The organism is uncultured Psychroserpens sp., from assembly GCF_947492715.1.
Lineage (GTDB): Bacteria > Bacteroidota > Bacteroidia > Flavobacteriales > Flavobacteriaceae > Psychroserpens.
This window is the reverse complement of record NZ_CANLNS010000001.1, coordinates 1,462,862-1,481,310: the sequence shown is the minus strand read 5'-3', so window position 1 is coordinate 1,481,310 and position 18,449 is coordinate 1,462,862. Positions and strand designations below refer to the sequence as shown.

Below are 18,449 nucleotides of genomic sequence, written 5' to 3'. Positions count from 1 at the left end.
TTTGAATAGAAAAAAAGCCACCTTAAAAGAGGTGGCTTTTTTGTTTCTATGATCTTGTTCTAATTCTAGTAATTCAAAATAGTTTAATTTAGTATCTCAAAATTTTCAGTTATGAAATCATTGCTCATAGTTATCATCTCATTTTTAAGTTGTCAATTCATAAACGCCCAAGAACTCTCAGGTAAGGATCTTCTTGACAAGGCCATTAACTATCATGATCCTGAAGGACGTTGGTCTAAATTTGACGGTGAGTTTTATATCACTATGGAAACACCAAACAATCCAAATAGAGATAGTCATATTAAAATTAATTTGCCGAAAGAGTTCTTTTATGTAAGCGCAAAAAGAGATACAACGACCACAGAATACACGATAGCCAAGACCGACTGCACCATAAAATTAAATGGAGAAAGTGCTATTTCCGAAGCTCAAAAAAAAGAACATAACTTGTCTTGTGATCGTGCCAAACTTTACAAAAACTATTATACTTACCTCTATGGTTTGCCAATGAAACTCAAAGATGAAGGTACTATTATCCACGACAAAGTAGAACGTAAAACATTTAAAGGAAAAGAATATCTGGTTCTAAAAGCTTCCTATGATGAAACCGTTGGTAGCGATGTTTGGTTTTTCTATTTCGACCCAAAAACCTATGCAATGGAAGTTTATCAATTTTTTAAAACTGACGATAAAGGCGCTCTAAAAAAAGATAGCGGCGAATATATTTTGCTCACAGACACTTCTAGTATTAATGGCATTAAGATTCCAAAACTTAGAGCTTGGTATTACAACAAAGACAATAAGTATTTAGGAACCGATAAACTCACTAATTAAGAAAATAAACCAAGTAATATATAACCTAAAACAGCTCCAATAAGAATGACCCAAATAGGGCTAATTTTAGTTTTAAAGGTTAAAATTACAGCACCTAAGGCTATAACTATAGCTTTCCAATCTAGCAAAGTTTCTTTAGTCATAATCACTAAAACAGCCAACATTATAGCAACTGCAGCAACGTTAACAGCATTTAAAAAATGCCTTAGCACTTTAGATTTCTGCATTTTAGGAATAAACGGATTTAATATAAGTACAAACAAAAAGGAAGGTAAAAAAATACCGGCTGTAGCAGCAAGTGCGCCATAAAAACCAGACAATTGATAACCAATAAATGTCGATGTTGATAATATGGGTCCTGGTGTAAATTGACCAACCGCAATAGCATCAATAAGCTCTGCTCTTGTTAGCCAGCCTCGTGTAACTAACTCGGCATCTAGATAGGCAAATAACACATAACCACTTCCATAGAGAATGGCACCTACTTTTAAAAACACCCAAAACACATTAAGTGTTGATACTTTTACTAAGGATGTTCCAAGAACTGGCCATAAAAACAATGGTGATATACTATGAATATTTTTATTAGTCTTTTCTTTAATAGTAAAATATAGCATTCCAAGAATGCCGGCTGTTAGTAGCGCAATAATTTCGTTCAAACCCAACAAGCTAGCCATTAAAACAAGACTTCCCAACACGGCAAGTTCTGTGCCTTTTATTGCCTTTTTACCGAGTTTAATTACGGCAGAAGCGATAATGGCTAAAACGGCAGGTTTAATACCAAAAATAAAGGGTTCTACTTCTGGTAATGTTCCGTAGGAAACATACAAATAAGCCAATATTGCAGTAATTAGAGTCGCTGGAATTATAAAGGATAATCCTGCTACAAAAAGTCCTAATTTCCCAGCGCGTTCATGACCGCAATGCATGGTCATTTCGGTTGAATTAGGTCCAGGAATTAAGTTTGTAGTTCCTATTAAATCCAAAAAATAATCTCTGGTCATCCATTGTCTCTTCGTTACAATTTCGTCCTCCATCATAGCGATATGAGCTGCAGGGCCACCAAAGGCAAAACAGCCTAGTTTAAAAAACACACTAGCAACTTCTTTGAGTTTATTTGATTGGTTTTTTTCCATGTTTTAAGATTCCTGCAAATATAAAAAAAGCACCTCTTTCGAGGTGCTTTTTATCTAACACTTAATTACTAAGAACCACACATTAAGCAGTCATCACCTTCGCCTTCTTTAGCTTGAGCAATTAATGCCTTCATTTCTTCTGCACTCATTGGTTCTACTTCTACTTTCTCTGCTGTTTGTTTTGCAAACTTTGCAGCAGTTTCGGCAGCTTTTTGTTGCTTTTGAGCAACATTATCTACGACTACTTGTTGCGTTTGAGCAACAGCAACAGGCTCCGTTTTTTCTGTTCTAGCAATGGTAACCTTCTTGGCATCTACAGCACTCTTAGTACGCAAGTAGTACATTCCTGTTTTCAATCCGCTTTTCCAAGCATAGAAATGCATAGATGTTAATTTTGCCATTGTTGCACCTTCCATAAACAAGTTAAGTGACTGAGATTGATCTATAAAATATCCTCTATGGCGAGACATATCAATGATATCTTTCATGCTCAACTCCCAAACTGTTTTGTAAAGCTCTTTTATATCTTGAGGAATGTTATCTACGTTTTGAATAGATCCATTTGCTCTCATAATTTCATTTTTCAAACCTTCATCCCAAAGACCTAGTTCAACAAGATCTTCTAATAAATGCTTATTTACAACGATAAATTCTCCAGATAATACACGACGTGTATAGATATTAGAAGTATATGGTTCAAAGCATTCGTTGTTTCCAAGAATTTGAGACGTCGATGCTGTTGGCATAGGTGCGACTAATAATGAGTTACGTACACCATTCTTTAATACTTGCTTACGTAATTTCGCCCAATCCCATAGTCCGCTCAATTCTTCATCTTTAATACCCCAAAGGTTGTATTGGAATTCTCCTTTACTAATTGGTGATCCTTCATAACTTTCATAAGGACCATCGGCTTTAGCCTCTTCCATACTTGCTGTTACAGCTGCAAAATAAAGGGTTTCAAAAATATCTTGATTTAATTTTTTAGCCTCATCACTTGTAAACGGTAAACGTAATTTAATGAATGTATCTGCCAAACCTTGTACTCCTAATCCAACAGGTCTATGACGGAAATTAGAGTTTTCGGCTTCTTTTACTGGATAGTAATTTCTATCGATAACTCTGTTTAAATTCTTAGTTACACGTTTTGTAATTCTAAATAATTCTTTGTGATCAAACGCGCCATTTTTAACAAACATTGGTAATGCAATTGATGCTAAATTACATACAGCAACCTCATCTTCAGAGGTATATTCCATTATTTCTGTACATAAGTTTGACGAACGAATTGTTCCTAAGTTTTTCTGATTAGACTTACGATTTGCTGCATCTTTATACAACATGTAAGGTGTTCCTGTTTCAATTTGAGATTCTAAAATTTTCTCCCAAAGTTCACGCGCTTTTATAGCTTTACGACCTTTACCTTCGGCTTCATATTTTGTATATAATGCCTCAAATTCTTCGCTATGCACATCACATAAACCTGGGCATTCGTTAGGGCACATGAGTGTCCACTCAGCATCTTCCTGAACACGTTTCATGAACAAATCTGGCATCCACATTGCATAAAACAAGTCGCGAGCACGTAATTCTTCTGCACCATGATTTTTCTTAAGGTCTAAGAAACTCATAATATCGGCATGCCATGGCTCGATATACATTGCAAAACTTCCTTTACGTTTTCCGCCACCTTGATCTACATAACGTGCAGTATCATTAAACACTTTAAGCATTGGCACTATACCATTACTTGTTCCGTTGGTTCCTGCGATATAACTTCCAGTGGCTCTAATATTATGAATAGATAATCCTATTCCGCCAGCTGATTGAGAAATTTTTGCTGTTTGTTTTAATGTATCGTAAATACCATCAATGCTATCATCTTTCATTGTTAATAAGAAACAAGATGACATTTGAGGTTTTGGAGTTCCAGAGTTAAATAATGTTGGTGTTGCGTGTGTAAAGTATTTTTTAGACATTAACTCATAGGTCTCTAAAGCGGCATCCAAATCATTAAGGTGAATTCCAATAGAGACACGCATAAGCATATGTTGTGGGCGTTCAGCAATTTTTCCATTTAATTTTAAAAGGTAAGAACGCTCTAAGGTTTTAAACCCGAAATAATCGTAACCAAAATCGCGATTATAGATAATAGCAGAATCTAATTTATCTTTATTTTCGGTGATTACGTTGTATACCTCATCACTTAATAGTGGTGCTTTTTTTCCTGTTCTTGGGTTAACGTAAGTATATAAATCTGTCATGACCTCGCTAAAGGTCTTCTTTGTGTTTTTGTGTAGGTTAGAGACTGAAATACGAGCTGCCAAACGTGCATAATCGGGATGTGCGGTTGTCATCGTTGCTGCTTGTTCTGCAGCCAAATTATCTAATTCACTTGTAGTTACACCATCATATAATCCATCAATGACACGCATTGCTACTTTAATAGGATCTACAAGTTCGTTAAGTCCGTAACATAATTTACGTACTCTTGACGTAATTTTGTCGAACATGATAGGTTCTTTTCTTCCATCTCTTTTTACTACATACATACTTTACACATTTTTTAGTTCTTTTCTGAATTAGGGTTCAGAAAAAAGGGTTAGTTGGAACTATAAACCTACAGGAAGTTGATTTATAGCTTGTTAATTAATTAGGTTTTTATATTGAAATTAAAATTGGCTGTACTACTATATTCTGAAGTTGATTAACTACGGAAACGATATGCCAATTAAAATACTTCTGTCTTTGATTTACTCTAAGCTCTAGAAATCGAAATTATCTGAGCCAAAGTCGTATTTATTTTCTTCTTCTTCTTTATTAAGAACACCTGCCTTTTGATATTCAGATACACGTTTTTCGAAGAAGTTCGTTTTTCCTTGAAGCGAAATCATATCCATGAAGTCGAAAGGATTTGCTGTATTGTAAACTTTCTCACAACCTAAATCTGCTAATAGTCCATCGGTTACGAACTCTAAATATTGTGACATAAGTTTAGCATTCATTCCTATTAAACTAACAGGAAGTGATTCTGTGATAAACTCTCTTTCTATATTTAAAGCATCTACAATAATGTCTTTAATACGTTCTTTTGATACTTTGTTTACTAAGTGATGTTCGTGTAAGTGCACAGCAAAATCACAATGCATACCTTCATCACGAGAAATTAACTCATTAGAAAACGTCAAACCTGGCATTAAACCACGTTTTTTCAACCAAAATATAGAACAAAAAGATCCTGAAAAGAAAATACCCTCAACTGCTGCAAAAGCAATTAAACGTTCAGCAAAACTTGGAGATTCAATCCATTTTAAGGCCCAATCTGCTTTCTTTTTAATAGCAGGGAAAGTTTCAATGGCATTAAATAGTTTAGCTTTTTCTTTTTCGTCTTTTACATACGTGTCAATTAGTAATGAGTAGGTTTCACTGTGAATGTTTTCCATCATAATTTGAAAACCGTAGAAAAATTTGGCTTCGCTATATTGTACTTCATTCACGAAATTTTCAGCTAAATTCTCGTTTACGATACCATCACTTGCTGCAAAAAAGGCCAAAACGTGTTTAATAAAGTAGCGCTCGTCGTCTGTTAATTTGTCTGTCCAATCTGTAATATCTTGGTGCAGATCAATTTCCTCGGCAGTCCACATACTAGCTTCAGATTTTTTATACCATTCCCACAAATCATGGTGCTGAATTGGAAAAATCACGAATCGATCTTTGTTTTCTTGTAAAATTGGTTCTACAACTTGAGACATATTAAATTGGTTTTTTAAATTAAAAAAAAAGCTGAAAATTTTAGTGTGATTTGGGACTAACAAAGATTCAAAAATGTATGAGATATTTCGGTGTTTTTTCGGAAAGCTTTTCAACAAGTTTTTAACAATTAGAGAATTAGCAAAAAAATCAAAGAATTGTTAAAAATAATTTTATTTAATTGATTATCAATAAGTTGCAAAATATTTCGTTATCACAAAAACGTAAGTATTATCCTATTAAATACGCAGTCACAAGTGATGTTTACTATAAGTTTATAATCTGAAAAATCGAATTAAAACCAAACAAAAAAAGAGAGCATTGAAATGCTCTCTTTATCCCTAATAATTAACTAAACTAACTAAAACTATTTACTAATGTGAAGTCGTGTTAATCGAAATTAAGATTAAAAAAAGTCAGGTGTGAGCCTGACTTTTTTAATGATTAATAGCATTTAATCAAAAAGTGAATCCCCACGATCACTCTATATTTTTCGATTAAGTTGATTGGTCATCTTAATTTCATTTCAAATATGATAAATATTTTAAGACCTAAAGTTTCCATTTGTATGGTTGGTTATAAAAAGTGTATAATTGGTACTTACCAAGAGCAAATACAAACTTTAAAACACATTACACAGGAAATAGTGCTAACTATACATAATACGAACATGTTATTGTATTATATTTTATATTTGATACTATGATTAAAGCAGTTATAGTCGATGACGAACCAAAAGCAATTCAAGGATTGTCATGGGAACTCACCAATTTTAGTGAAGACATTGAAATTATAGAAACGTTTTCTAATCCCGAAGAAGCTATTGGGTATCTAAACAACAATACGCCAGATTGCCTGTTTTTGGACATACAAATGCCAACTATGGATGGGTTTCAGTTTCTTGAAAAATTATCTAATAAAGACTTTGCCGTTGTCATCACAACAGCCTATGACGAATATGCCATTAAAGCTCTGAAGCATGAGGCTATAGATTATTTATTAAAACCAATAGACTCCGACGATTTAGAAGACACCATTCAAAAAATCAAAAAGTTTAATTCTAGGTTGGTTAATTCTTCAAAGATTGAAGACGTACTTCTAAGTTTTAACGAGCGTTTCGACAAGAAAAAAATTACCATTAATACAGATGGCAAGTTAATTTTCTTAGATATTGACGATATTTTATATGTTGAATCTGATGGTAATTACAGCACTATTGTAACTACAAAGCAACAAAACATTGTTATTACGAAAAAACTTAAAGAAGTTAACGCTATTCTGCCAGATCATTATTTTTTCAGAATACATAACTCATTTATTATTAACTTGAATAAAATTAAAGAGTTTATTAAAAATGAAGGTTATGTTGTTATGGAGTCTAATCATAAAATCCCCGTTGCAAGACAACGTAAATCTGACTTTTTAGAAAAGTTATAATTATCATTTGAAACGCCTTAATTCAAATACAACGTATCAACTTAGCCATCGATTATTGGTAGCTATACTAATGTTGTGTCTTTTTAACTCAAACGATTCTTTTAGTCAAAATCAACAATCAAAATTTGAACAGGATATTGCTAGTTTAATATCTTCAAAACCCAAACAATATACACGCATTGATTCTATTTTTAAACCGTATTTGAGAGACAGTGTAAAAATTAAGACCTTAATCAATAAAGCCAGTAGCATTAATTACCCAGAAGCCGAAAGCTACGGTTTAAATGCCTTAGGCGCTCTTTACAGAAACATATCACACTATCAACAGTCTATTGAAGCGCACAAAAAAGCAAAAACATTAGCTGATATTTCAGATAACACAGAGTTAAAAGTGGTGAGCTTAAATAATATTGGTGTTGCTTATCGTAGAATGGACTTAGTAAAACCTGCTTTAGATTTTCATACTAAGGCCTTAGATATTTCGAGATCTGTTGACCATCCATCGGCAACGATATCCTATAATATTGCAGTATCACAAAATAGCATTGGTAATATCTATCTTATTTTAGAGCAATACGATTTGGCCCTAAAACAGTTTGAAAAATCACTAGAAATCGAAAAAAAAGCGGGAAACAGGTTAGGATTAGCCATTAATTATCAAAATATTGGATATGCATACGAAGCTCAAGGTGAGTTTGGAAACGCACTTCGCAACTATAAACTATCCTTAGAATACAACGAACAGATAAACTCGAATTTGGGTCGAGTGATTTGCTACAACAGCATCGGACAAGTTTATATCAAGCAACACAAGTATTTAGATGCCAAAGTGATTATTGAAAAGGCTCTAGACAAAGCATTACATATTAATGATCAATTCTATATCGCAGCATCATACATTAATCTTGGTTGGGTACAGAAAGAACTTGGAGACTTGTCTGCTTCTGAGGACAATCTTAAAGAAGGACTCAAAGTGGCTAAACAATATAACCTCAACTCATCTATTGTTGAAGCCGACAAACATCTTTCAGAATTATATTATAAAACGAAAGATTATCAATTATCATTAGACCATTATAAAGCCTCTGTAACTATCGAAAAAACAATCAATAACGATCGTAACTTGCGTTATGTTAACGATGTTATTATTCAATACGAAAATGAGGCTAAAAATAAAGAAATTAAGGCTCTGGCAGATGAAAACCTCATTGTAAAATCAAAGCTAGAGCGTAACCAAAAGATTTTTTGGTACTCCATGTTAGCCTTAGCTATTATCGTAGGTATTTTAGTATCTCTTTATAGACATCGCCAGTTACAACAGGAAAAACAAATACTGACCTTAGAACAGGATATGCTTCGCAGTCAAATGAATCCGCATTTTATTTTCAACTCTCTTAATTCTATCAAATTATATATCATAAATAATGAAAAAGAGAATGCCGTATACTATTTAAATAAATTCTCTAAACTGATACGGAAAATTTTGGTGGCTTCTTCGGAAAAAGAGATTTCTTTAGAAGATGAATTAGATACTATGCAGCTTTATATGAATATTGAAAACATCAGATTTTCTAATGAAATTGATTTCGAAATCAAGATAGATGATAATATAAGTACTGCCAATATAAAAGTACCTTCTCTAGTATTACAACCCTTTCTTGAAAATGCGTTGTGGCATGGTTTATCATCAAAAAAAGATGACAAACGCATAACGCTGCGCGTGTATCGTAAACAAGATGACTTTGTTAGCATCTCAATTACAGATAATGGTATTGGAAGACAGGAGGCCGAAAAAATTAATAGAGATAAACTTCTCAAGCGGAAATCTGTTGGTATCGCCATTACTAAAGCCCGATTAGCCAATTTTTCTAAAGGCTACACCAATGATTATCGCATTGCTATTGAAGACTTATATGACGATAATAGAAAGGCTAAAGGCACTAAGGTTATTGTAGAAATTCCAACGCGACCAAGTGTCTTGCAAACAGCCTAACGATAATTCTCTGCAACGTTCTCTAATTCGGTGTACCAATCTTCACCAAACTTTCTTATTAGTGCTTCTTTTACAAATTTGTACACAGGAACTTGCAATTCTTTTCCAAGCGTGCAAGCATCATCGCATATTTCCCATTTATCATAATTTACGGCAGAAAACTCAGAGTAATCCTTTACACGAATGGGATATAAATGGCAAGACACTGGCTTTTTCCATTCAATTTCACCTTGATTGTAGGCCTCCTCAATTCCGCAAAGAGCTGTTTTCTTATCATCAAAAATCACATAGGCACAATCGGCACCATTAATCAACGGTGTTTCTAAGTCTCCAAAATCTGTAGTAATGTGAGTGCCCTGCTTTTCAATTGCATCAATCCCTTCTTGTCGTAAAAAAGGTTTTAACTTAGGATAAATAGTTTCAAGAATTTGTGCTTCTTGTGCATCTAAGGGAGCGCCAGCATCACCATCAATGCAACAAGCACCTTTGCACGCCGATAAATTACAGACAAAATCCTTTTCGATAATAGCCTCTGAAACTATTGTTTTTCCTAACTGAAACATAATTTTTTACAATCAAAACCTTCGTGGCAAAAATAGTCAAACTTTACAATTATTTAATGTTATATATATGAGTTAAAGAGGTACTTTTGCGGAAAAATTAGATCTTATGGATATTCAATTAAGTTTTAAAGAAATATTTACGGCATTTATGATATTATTTGCCGTTATAGATATTATTGGAAACATTCCGATAATTATTGATTTACGTAAAAAAGCAGGACATATACAAAGTGAAAAGGCATCCATTATTGCAGGTGTAATTATGGTTTTCTTTTTGTTTCTAGGAAAAACAATTTTGTCTTTTTTAGGTGTTGGTGTTAATTCATTTGCGGTTGCAGGTGCCTTCATCTTATTTTTCATCGCTTTAGAAATGATTTTAGGAATCACTTTATACAAACAAGAAGAAGGCTCCGAGATGACCGCTTCGGTTTTCCCTTTAGCTTTTCCTTTAATTGCAGGACCTGGAAGTTTAACCACATTATTATCACTAAGAGCTGAATATCGCATTGAAAATATAATTATTGCCGTAATACTAAATGTTATCATTATCTTTATTGTATTGAAAACTTCGGCAAAAATTGAACGCCTAATTGGACAAAACGGAATCAATATCATACGTAAAATATTTGGTGTTATTCTATTAGCTATTGCTGTAAAATTATTTGCCCATAACATAAAAGCGCTTTTTGAGCTGGCTTAATTAAATGTACTAGACACATGAAATTTTTCACAATTTTAGCGACCATTGTTGCTACCGCCCTTATTATTTATAATGCTACAAAACTTGACTTTAATAACCTCTTTGAGGGACAAAGCGTTATAGCACTTATTACTATTTTGGCCTCACTTTGTGCCATAGTGTTATTACAAATTTTACGGTTTTCGAAACGCGTGGATCAAAAATTAAAGGGACGCCGTTAATGTATGATGTTTTAATTATTGGTGGTGGTGCCGCTGGCATGTCATGCGCTTTAGTATTAGGCTCAGCAAAATCTAAACCTTTTGCTGAGGATAAGCATATTGGTATTGTGATGCATCAACGAACATCTCATTTACAAAGCGCCTTATTCAATAACGTATTAGGATTGACTCCTGGAACTTTGGGCTCAGATATTTTAGAAAGTGGTAGGGCTCAACTTGAGCATTTGTATCCTCATGTTGATTTGATTGAAAACGAAAAAGTAAGCTCAATTATAAAATCTTCGGATCATTTTGTTATCACTACAAATAAGTCTGTTTATACATCTAAAGTAGTCGTAATTACCGTTGGATATACTAAGCTGTTAACCATTAAAGGTCTTGAAAATTATATTGAACCTCATCCAAGAGCAAATTTGGAAAAAGAGCGTATTTGGTTAAAAAATGACGATCATTTGGTGGATCATGGTTTGTATGTTGCCGGAACTCTAGCAGGATGGAGAAGTCAATTTGCTATTGCTTCAGGAAGTGGAGCACAGGTTGCTACAGATATTTTAACTCTGTGGAATAATGGAAAACACACAAAAATTCATGACAAATTGTAATGGGAAAGAAAAAGAAAAAAAAGAAGCCAAGTAAGAAAGAAATACTCATACTTATTGTAGTATGTGTTTTGATGGTTTCTGGGATATTCTATGGTTACTTTTCCGAAGATAATTCAGAAAAATCTAGTGTAAGTGGCATTTTTAATGCCTATCAGGAGAAAAAACGACGCTCAAATAAATCAACTAAAACTCATTATTTCGTTTTTTTAGATGGAACAAAATATAATATTCCCAGGATATACATTAGTGCATTGAATAAAAAATCGTTCCTAAATGAAGTTAAACCCGGTGATTCTTTAACATTAGAACTTGACGGAGGGAAGTCTATATATCAAATTACCAAAGCTCAAACAAATTATATAGATCCAATTAAATTAAAAGAAGACATAGAGTCGAATAATTTTGTAGGCTTAATTTTGGGGTGTTTCTTTTTAGGCTGCATATTCTATTTGATATACGTATATACAAGGTTGTGATTTTAGTTATCTTCTTGCTCGTCAATTCTTTGACTCAGTAAGACAACCTCTTCAATCATATCGTCATTTTCGTTAAGGATTTTTTCGGCTTCATTGCTACCAAAAAGCTGTTCGGCTAGCTCAGATTTTATAAGTCGGCGCATTTGATCATGATAAGCCACAAAAGTGATATTTGTGCGTTCTTTCAAGTTAACAAAATCTTGAAATTTAACCACAATGTCATCACTAACTTCAAAATTATTGATAAAATCATTTGCTTCAACACCTTCGTAAACACTTCGATCTTTATCAAGCTCTGTAAACACAAAATTGCTGATATACTCGCGTCTTTTTAAGTAATTCAATGTTTCGTTTTGTACAGAAGTATTTAAGGGCACAAAAATATCTGGAATAATACCTCCACCTCCATAAACAATCTTACCTTCTGGTGTTTTAAACTTTAAAGAGTCTGCAATTTTAATGCTTTCTGCATCTTCAAATTCACCATTACTTAAGCGTTTGTAATAGTCGTTATAATAATCATTATTTTTACCACTATCATAAGGTCTTTGAATAGAACGACCCGTTGGCGTATAGTATCTAGACACGGTTAATCTAACTGCACTTCCATCACCAAGAGACATTTCGCGCTGTACAAGACCTTTCCCATAACTTCGTCTTCCTACAATTGTACCTTTATCATTATCCTGTAAAGCACCTGCTACAATTTCGCTTGCCGATGCAGAGCTTTCATTAATCATAATATAGATTTCGCCTTCTTCAAAATCACCGTCGCGAGTAGCATAGCTGTATTCTTTTTTTCCTTTTTTATTTTTAGTAAACAGAATAAGTTTGTCATCTTCCAAAAACTCATCTACAATCTGTTCGGCAATTCCTAAAAAACCTCCAGGATTATCTCGTAAATCTAAAGCCAACTGCGTAGCCCCTTGATCTTGTAACCTATCGAGTGCTCTTTTAAATTCTTTATAGGTTGATTCGGCAAAACGATTAATTTTTATATAACCTAAATTATCGGTAAGCATATAAGCTGCATCAACACTTTTAATAGGCACGACATCACGTTTTACCTTAAATTCAAGTAATTTATCTTCTCCTTTTCTATATACTGAAAGTTTAACTTTTGAACCTTTTTCGCCTTTTAATTTCTGGATGATATCGGCATTACTCCATTCTTTTCCGAAGATAGAATCACCATCTGCCATAAGAATTCGGTCACCAGCTTTAATTCCTGCTTTTTCACTTGGTCCTCCTTCGACGGTTCTAATAACAGTAATGGTATCGTTGTAAGTATAAAAATTAACACCTAGCCCTACAAAGTCCCCTTTCATATTATTGGTAACCCGCTCTAATTCGCTTTTTGGAATATAGGTAGAATGTGGATCTAGATTATCTAAAATTCCATTAACAGTTACATCAACAATGCTATCTGTGTTAACATCATCGACGTACTCATAATCTATATAATCTATAAGTCTATTAAGTTTGTCTTTTTTGCTATTAGAAGTAAATAATCGATCGGAAGTATCTTCAAAATTCAATTGTCCGCCAATAAAGACACCAGCCGCAATTGCGACACCTACAATAAGTGGTATGTATTTTTTATCGATTGTCATTTATACTTTGACGTCTTCTATTAATGTTAATTCTATGCCTGCTTTTTCTAAAAATGCAATTCCTGAGCAATCTTTATAGGCTTCACTATAAACAACTCTTACAATTCCTGCCTGGTGAATAAGTTTACTACACTCTTTACACGGAGACAATGTAATGTATAATGTTGAACCTTTACAAGACTGTGTGGAAGCCGCAACTTTTAGAATAGCATTTGCCTCGGCGTGCAAAACATACCATTTTGTGTAGCCATCATCATCCTCACAATAGTTCTCAAACCCCGTTGGTGTTCCGTTATAGCCATCAGATATTATCATTCTATCTTTAACAATCAAAGCACCTACTTGCTTGCGTTTGCAATGTGATAGTTTTCCCCATTCTTTAGCAATTCTAAGGTAAGCTTTATCGTATCGTAATTGTTTATTCTCTGGCATTATTTAGTTTTAGTGTTGGCTATTTTCCGAAGAACAACAAACACGTTATAAGTCAAATGTAATAATTATTAAAAATGTTTCTAGGGTTTTAAGACTTTGATAACGTTAAAGTTTTATCAAAACTTATGTTGTTAGTCAGTTTTAGGACAACATTTCGCTATTAATTATCATTGGTAAAACGAAACCAACAACAATTGCCGAGATGACCATAACCCAATCTCGTTTTGAAAATCTAAATATAGTCTGACATAAAAAACTTAAAAAGATTACAATAAACACGGTAATAAGCTGACCAACTTCGATTCCTAAACCTATTTCAAGAAGTGCGAGTAATTTATTCTCTGAACTAGAAATGAGTTTTTCAAACGTACTTACAAAACCTAATCCGTGAATCAATCCAAAAAATAAACTTACAAAAAACAGAAGTCCGATGGTCTTTCCATGAGATTTCTTCCCTGAAGTAAATACGTTAAAAAGGGCTACAATTAATATGGTAATTGGAATTAAAAGCTCAATCAATCTTACATTTACACTAATAATGTTATAAGTAGTTAAGCCAAGAGATACACAATGCCCAAGTGTGAACACGGTAACTAAGAGTAACACGCGCTTCCAATCTTTAAACAAATATGGTATAGCAAGTACTATTAAAAATAAAATGTGATCGTAGGCTTTTAAATGGAGTACGTGGAAAACGCCATCTTGAAAATTTGACACGAAATTGTCAATCATAATAATTTTATTTGGGTGGAATCAAAGTTACATTTTATAATTGATAATGAAAAAGGCTTTAACGTTCGTGTTAAAGCCCATTCGGTTCTAAATTGATTTTAGTGTTATTCTCCTTCTACGCTAAAGAGTATGCGTTCGTTTGACATTGGGCTTCCCGTTTTAAAATAAGGTTTCACCCATGAGTCATCTGAAGTTAGATGGAGTGTCTTCTGATAATCGGCGTTGTTGAGGGCATTCTCAACATTTCGATTGCGGAAATGGTTAAACATGCGCATAAACTCGGTTAAATAGATATCTGTAATTCTAGTATTCCCTCTAATGATTAACATGTTTTCATCATTATCACATGTAGACGCTTTACTGAAATTTGCCGATCCAGATATCACAATTGGATCTTCAGTTAAAGCGTCAATAATCATATATTTGGTGTGTAAATAATTTACGTTGTGATTTAAACCTGTAAGAGATTCTATTAATTCTTCTGTTTTATTAGCTCCTCTTCTAGCTCTTAATTTATCACCATGAGCAACTCTATTTTGCTCACATTTAACCATATCTGGATATTTAGGTTTGATGTATTGAGCATTTTTACTCTCAACTAATAGATATCTTAAAAAGGCAGAGGTCTCTGCATGTTGTGCTTTTTTCTTTACAACATTAAAAAAACTATCATCAATTGAAAAGGCTAAAGTTAGAAACACAGAATTCTTAGCTTGGTCTATTCTGTCTGCATACCATTGCAGCATCTTTTCATCTGATCTTGGACTGAAAATAGCATTCACACTATCTTCGGGAACATTACCATCAAGATTTGGATTTTTTTCTTTAAGCCAATCTCTAATACCCTGACCTGTTTTTTTGCTACTTGATTTTTTAGGGTTTTCAGACAATTTTTCCCAATATTTAAAGTACTCTAAAGCAATGTCATTATCCCTAATAATTTGCCCAACATTAGATTGCCCAAACAGCCCTCCACCAGTTAAATTTGTAGAGCCTGTCCATACTTGAATCGGGATATCATTCTCCAACAAAATGATAAATTTATTATGTGAAATATTAGCTTCGGTACGCGGTAACAGTATGGTTTTAAAAGCGTCTAAATACTTCGATTTTGAGATTCCAACAGAACCCATGGTTCGCATTGCGACTTGACTAATCCCATCTGGAATTCTATCTTTTTTAATTTCAGACCCTTTGAAAACGACTTCTTTAGAACCATCAACAGCTACTGTTGTAACCGCTTGTTTATTTGAATACCTCCTGTATGCTGTTTGTTTTTTTGCATGATGAATAACTTTAACATCAGCACCACGTTCTAAGGCATCAACAAATGCTTGTGCAGCTGGGAAATGTGACAATTCATATATGGAAGCGCGTATTGAATACTTACTATTTTTAGCCTGACCAATAAAATCTAATAACGCTTCTTCCAAGCCTCGAGACAACCATTTATAGGCTTCTCTTTTCGGAATATCTGCAGGTTTAAGAAATCGTGTATATCTTACTTTCGTAGGGTCTTGTTCTGTAGGATCGTCCTTGTACCATTTTTGATACTTCTCAAAACGCCTTGAGTAGGCTTGACTTCCCGCGACTCCTCTGTTAAAAAACACACCATGCTTGTCATCATCTGGGTTTTCTGTCGTTATATCGATAGTAATGGTTTCAGAAAATCTCAGGTCATCTAGAGTGCCATAAGCGGCAGCAATTCTGTATGTGTACGCCGTTGCTGAGTCCACTTGGTAATCACTCCACATAAACCTTTGTATTAAAGATTTATCTGAATCAATAAACGTTCTTCCGTCATGTAGTGAATACCAAGAATTTTTTATTTTTTTTTCAATTTTAAACCCTAAAAGTTCATTGATTTCGTCGTCAGGAACATTTAAACCAAATAGAATAACTTCTGTGCCTGCTATGGCCTTAACCGATAGACTGTCATTTTTAACTTTAACTCTCATTGTATTTCTTGTTTAGTTAGTCTTCTTCTGTAAATGGCTTCATTTCACCATGATCTACAATAAAAGCGCTAAATTTAATTGGAATCATGTCATCTGTTAGATGATGTTTTTTTATAACGGCGTCTATAATCGGCTTTGGAACGGACTTAGACAGTTCTAAAAACTCTGTTAGATTTTTTTTATCATCATCAATAAGTCTAACCCTTCTAAACCGTTCTTCTTTTAAATATTTTAGAATCACCTTTTTCTTTTTTTCAGCAACTGAAATATTTGACGTGTCGTTTCCAGATCTTTCAACGTAAACACGATCAGAATCCATATCTATTCCATACCTTCTAAAGGTATTTAGAAATATGTCTTTGTTATCAAAATCGCTTCTAGCCGTTAGGAAGACTACCATGCTCCCTTCAGACCTAGTTGTAACTCTATGAATAATCTCTTTAACTCTTGATAACATTGCGTTGATAGGTTTTGATGTTTCTTTAAATATTTTGGCGTTTTTAAACTCTCCAAAATCATAAGATTCACCTTCCTGAAGTTCGTATGTATTAAATTCTTGATTGTTCAACAATTTTTCAACCTTGCCATCTTTGATTACTTTTACCATTGCAAAGGTCCTAAACACAGTTTCGTCTATATCAATAAACGTCACGCCTTCCCCATAAATGTAATCTGGAATTTTATAGGTTTTAGGTCCAAACTCTTGAAACATTCCAGAACCTAAAAAGTCTCTTCTATTTTGCGGTGCTGGTGGGCAAAAATAGTAACCACCATCAACAGTTTTTAAAACCTCCTTAGCATAAAGCGCATCAATTCCAGTTCCTGGTACAGGGAAATCTTCGTTCATTTGCCACATGTTTGTTACATGTTCAAATTGCTGCTGAATATTTTTCATATAGGCAACAAACTGTAAGCCATTGACGCCTTTTCCGTTTTCATCAACGCCATCAAAGAAAGGATACGGTCGTCTCAAAAAACGCCTGTCTAAATCATTAATTCCAAACAAATCTGGGTCTGGTCGTCTTGGTTGTACTTTTCTAATATGAGAATTTAATTTCCCGTCTCTTTTATCTTTAGGGTTAGGATAAACAGGTGTTAATTTATCATCACCTGTTTTTTTTCGTGACAATGGCTTGCTCGATCCTTTGTCTCTTCCTATCATGTGACTTTGAGTTTTATCTGTAAATGCTTCCCATACAGGCATCATTTCTCGAATTTTTCGATAGACCATATACGATCCATTAACACACCAAGAAGGTTCGTGAGAACGTTTATCTACAAAAACCAATTCTTCTAAATCAACTTCAGATCTTAAATTATCTATACCATCATTAAATCTAAGGAATTCTCTTTCATCTGGTCTACCAAAACCATGCTCAACAGAATCTACTTTAAATAATGTCTTAACTGTATCCAGTTCCAACTTATCTGAGCAAGTTTTATTTATCTTTTCTGAGAAATATCGAGCGATACTAACATTTACATATTGACTATCGCTGGCTACAATAATAATGATATCGGATTGCGTTTCTTTTGGATTAAAATCATCGCCTGGAAATGATGGCATTCGTTTAAGATACCTTGGTTTCTGCCCTCTTAAACCATATCGATCATTTTCATGTTCATCAACAAAAAGGCCATAACCAAACCCGACAGTAACAGTAACTCTGTAACTTTTCGGAATCTTAGGACGATCTAAAGGCAATAAATTATTCTTTGATGGTTCTTTTTCCATCGACTCATAACTATACCTTGTAATGACTTCTAAAAGAGTTTTTAACTCTTCTCGATTAGAGCAATACACATCGCCTCTTATTATCGTACAACATTTTTGTTTATCAATAATACCTTTATACCTACTGTATTTTTTAGGTTCCTTGATATATTCTGGAGGGCTTAGAGGATATTTTGGATCGCTTATTCCACTTTGAAAATAGCCTTCATAAAATGGCAATGGTAATGGTATTGGCAATGGTATTGGTGATTTTTTATTTTCCAT

15 protein-coding genes are annotated in these 18,449 nt (G+C 33.7%); 6 read left to right on the top strand and 9 right to left on the bottom strand.

Features of this window, described 5'->3' with window-relative positions; genetic code table 11:
* Positions 1–111 precede the first annotated feature (111 nt).
* A complete protein-coding gene (locus Q0787_RS06670; RefSeq protein ID WP_298901476.1) occupies positions 112–834 on the top strand; it encodes a DUF6503 family protein in 723 nt (240 codons plus the stop codon).
* On the opposite strand, the gene chrA is transcribed toward Q0787_RS06670, so the two are convergent.
* The 3 genes from chrA to Q0787_RS06655 all read right to left on the bottom strand — a co-directional run bounded on the left by chrA (position 831) and on the right by Q0787_RS06655 (position 5,725).
* Positions 831–1,970, bottom strand: coding sequence for a chromate efflux transporter (gene chrA / locus Q0787_RS06665; protein ID WP_298901475.1), 1,140 nt, complete (start codon positions 1,968–1,970; stop codon positions 831–833). The genes Q0787_RS06670 and chrA overlap by 4 nt on opposite strands.
* Positions 1,971–2,038: 68 nt before the next feature.
* Complete coding sequence (locus tag Q0787_RS06660) at positions 2,039–4,522, bottom strand: ribonucleoside-diphosphate reductase subunit alpha (RefSeq protein ID WP_298901474.1); 2,484 nt, start codon at positions 4,520–4,522, stop codon at positions 2,039–2,041.
* 213 nt (positions 4,523–4,735) lie between these two features.
* A complete protein-coding gene (locus Q0787_RS06655) occupies positions 4,736–5,725 on the bottom strand; it encodes a ribonucleotide-diphosphate reductase subunit beta (RefSeq protein WP_298901473.1) in 990 nt (329 codons plus the stop codon).
* Between the two features lie 700 nt (positions 5,726–6,425).
* Here Q0787_RS06655 and Q0787_RS06650 point away from each other — a divergent pair.
* Both Q0787_RS06650 and Q0787_RS06645 read left to right on the top strand, forming a co-directional pair.
* Positions 6,426–7,160: a LytTR family DNA-binding domain-containing protein gene (locus Q0787_RS06650; protein WP_298901472.1), complete on the top strand. Its 735-nt coding sequence runs from the start codon at positions 6,426–6,428 to the stop codon at positions 7,158–7,160.
* Between the two features lie 55 nt (positions 7,161–7,215).
* A complete protein-coding gene (locus tag Q0787_RS06645; RefSeq protein WP_298901471.1) occupies positions 7,216–9,153 on the top strand; it encodes a tetratricopeptide repeat protein in 1,938 nt (645 codons plus the stop codon).
* Here Q0787_RS06645 and Q0787_RS06640 read toward each other — a convergent pair.
* On the bottom strand, positions 9,150–9,716 hold the full coding sequence (locus Q0787_RS06640) for a DUF3109 family protein (RefSeq protein WP_298901470.1): 567 nt from the start codon (positions 9,714–9,716) through the stop codon (positions 9,150–9,152). The genes Q0787_RS06645 and Q0787_RS06640 overlap by 4 nt on opposite strands.
* A 112-nt stretch (positions 9,717–9,828) precedes the next feature.
* On the opposite strand from Q0787_RS06640, the gene Q0787_RS06635 reads away from it, so the two are divergent.
* The 3 genes from Q0787_RS06635 (at position 9,829) to Q0787_RS06620 (ending at position 11,715) form a co-directional block, all read left to right on the top strand.
* Complete coding sequence (locus Q0787_RS06635) at positions 9,829–10,416, top strand: MarC family protein (protein ID WP_298901537.1); 588 nt, start codon at positions 9,829–9,831, stop codon at positions 10,414–10,416.
* A gap of 220 nt (positions 10,417–10,636) precedes the next feature.
* Entirely contained in the window at positions 10,637–11,239 is a 603-nt protein-coding gene (locus tag Q0787_RS06625) for an NAD(P)/FAD-dependent oxidoreductase (RefSeq protein WP_298901468.1), read from the top strand.
* Positions 11,239–11,715: a hypothetical protein gene (locus Q0787_RS06620; protein ID WP_298901467.1), complete on the top strand. Its 477-nt coding sequence runs from the start codon at positions 11,239–11,241 to the stop codon at positions 11,713–11,715. Before Q0787_RS06625 ends, Q0787_RS06620 begins: the two co-directional genes overlap by 1 nt.
* A gap of 2 nt (positions 11,716–11,717) precedes the next feature.
* On the opposite strand, the gene Q0787_RS06615 is transcribed toward Q0787_RS06620, so the two are convergent.
* The 5 genes from Q0787_RS06615 to Q0787_RS06595 form a co-directional block, all read right to left on the bottom strand.
* A complete protein-coding gene (locus tag Q0787_RS06615; protein WP_298901466.1) occupies positions 11,718–13,328 on the bottom strand; it encodes a S41 family peptidase in 1,611 nt (536 codons plus the stop codon).
* Positions 13,329–13,760, bottom strand: coding sequence for a dCMP deaminase family protein (locus Q0787_RS06610; protein ID WP_298901465.1), 432 nt, complete (start codon positions 13,758–13,760; stop codon positions 13,329–13,331).
* A 141-nt stretch (positions 13,761–13,901) separates the two neighbouring features.
* Positions 13,902–14,492 (bottom strand): HupE/UreJ family protein, encoded by a 591-nt coding sequence (locus Q0787_RS06605; RefSeq protein ID WP_298901464.1) that lies wholly within the window; start codon positions 14,490–14,492, stop codon positions 13,902–13,904.
* Positions 14,493–14,596: 104 nt separating this feature from the next.
* On the bottom strand, positions 14,597–16,450 hold the full coding sequence (locus Q0787_RS06600; protein ID WP_298901463.1) for a phospholipase D-like domain-containing protein: 1,854 nt from the start codon (positions 16,448–16,450) through the stop codon (positions 14,597–14,599).
* A 16-nt stretch (positions 16,451–16,466) separates the two neighbouring features.
* Positions 16,467–18,449, bottom strand: coding sequence for a Dyp-type peroxidase (locus Q0787_RS06595; protein ID WP_298901462.1), 1,983 nt, complete (start codon positions 18,447–18,449; stop codon positions 16,467–16,469).